The sequence below is a fragment of the Methylobacterium nigriterrae genome (genome assembly GCF_037106235.1).
Classification (GTDB): Bacteria; Pseudomonadota; Alphaproteobacteria; order Rhizobiales; family Beijerinckiaceae; genus Methylobacterium; species Methylobacterium nigriterrae.
In genome coordinates this window covers 1-1,554 of the sequence record NZ_JBAWTG010000351.1, presented here as the reverse complement: position 1 = coordinate 1,554, position 1,554 = coordinate 1, and the positions used below count along the sequence as shown (strand labels likewise).

The 1,554-nt window shown below is 66.5% G+C and carries 1 protein-coding gene; it reads right to left on the bottom strand.

What is annotated here, in order from left to right; genetic code table 11:
* Nucleotides 1-40: 40 nt before the first annotated feature.
* Nucleotides 41-1,273 (bottom strand): IS110 family RNA-guided transposase, encoded by a 1,233-nt coding sequence (locus WDW90_RS36970; RefSeq protein ID WP_336492699.1) that lies wholly within the window; start codon nt 1,271-1,273, stop codon nt 41-43.
* Nucleotides 1,274-1,554: the final 281 nt, after the last annotated feature.

Genomic DNA, 1,554 nt, shown 5'->3' with positions numbered 1-1,554 from the left:
ACTGCTGAGGAAATAGACCTTGGACGGGCGGGCCGGCGGTCTACGCCGCTTTTGGGACGAGCATGACGTCGTAGCCGAGGTTGGTCAGGCGCTGGACGAGCTTGGAGGTGGAGCGCTTGCGGGCGACCTGGTCGAGGTAGCCCTCGCCGAGGTCGCGGAACGCCTCGCCCGTGCTCAGCATGTGGAACGCGGCGACGAGCAGCTTGTGCGCAATGGCCATGACCGCCCGCACCGGGCCACGGCGCGCGCGCAGGCGGTTGTACTTGTCGCGGTAATAGCTGCCCTTGGTCCGCACCGCGGCTGAGGCGGCGGCGAACAGCGCCGATTTGAGGAACACGTTGCCCCGTCGCGTTCCGGCGCCCTTCGGCTTGCCCGCGCTCTCGTAATTGCCCGGCGCGACCCCGGCCCAGGCTGCCAGGCGGCGCGCACTGGCGAACACGTCCATGTCGGTGCCGATCTCGGCGATGATCGAGGCCGCCGTCACCCAGTCCACGCCGGGGATCTGTGTCAGGAGCTGGTGCTGCGCCTGATACGGCTCGAGCTGGATCCCGATGCGGACGTCAAGGGTTTCCAGGTCCTGACCGATCGCCTTCAGGTTGCGCAGATGCATGCCGAGCAGAAAACACTGGTGCTCGCCCATACGCCCCTGCAGCGCAGCTTCCAGAGCCGCGTGCTTGCTCCGCATCCGCCCACGCGCCAAGCCGGCCATCTCGGAAGCGTTGGTGGTGCCCGCGGCAAGCGCCTCCAGCATCGCCATGCCGGAGACGCCGAATATGTCGCTGGCCACGCCGGATAGTTTGACGTTGGCACCCTCCAGCAGCTTCAGCACTCGGTTGCGCACCGCTGTCCGCGTTTCGATCAGCGTGCGGCGGTGACGCACCATCTCGCGCAGGTCGCGGATCGCGGGCGGCGGCACGAAGCTCTTGGCGACCAGGCCGTGGCGGACCAGCTGCGCAATCCATTCCGCATCTTTCACGTCCGTCTTGCGGCCAGGCACGTTCTTGATGTGGTGGGCGTTACCGACAGTCAGATCAACGTGCCCTTCCAGCACAGCATACACCGGCTTCCAGTAAACGCCGGTGCTCTCCATGCCGACGTGGGTGACGCCGTGCTCGGCCAGCCACGCCCGCAAGGCCTCCAGATCGCGCGTGGTCGTGCCGAAGCTGCGCAGCAGCTTCTGCGGCTTGCGCCCTGGAGCGCCGATCAGGACGCAGCAGACGATGCTGGCCTGGTGGACGTCCAGGCCAGCGCAGCGTTCGAGGAAAACATCCATGGCCAACACCTGTCATGAGGGATCGGGGCGGCGGCCGCTGCAATGCAGGCAAAGTCAGATACTGCTGATCGTGCTCGCCAAGGATGGCGGCGACAAAGGATGGTGCCTGGAAACAGTGCGGACCGATCTGTTGGGCGGAGTTGGGACGTCCAGTGTCCGTCGGCCTCCATGCGGCCGCCGCCAGAGCAGATGGACCGTCACCAGTCAGTCAGCAACGGGGCGCCCCATTTCCTCGTCATGATGGTGCGCGCCCCGCGCGCGGTTGATCTGTTGGCGAATTC

Coding starts and splice junctions, on each gene's coding strand:
- WDW90_RS36970 (WP_336492699.1), bottom strand. CDS start 1,273: ATGGATGTTTTCCTCGAACGCTGCGCTGGCCTGGACGTCCACCAGGCC.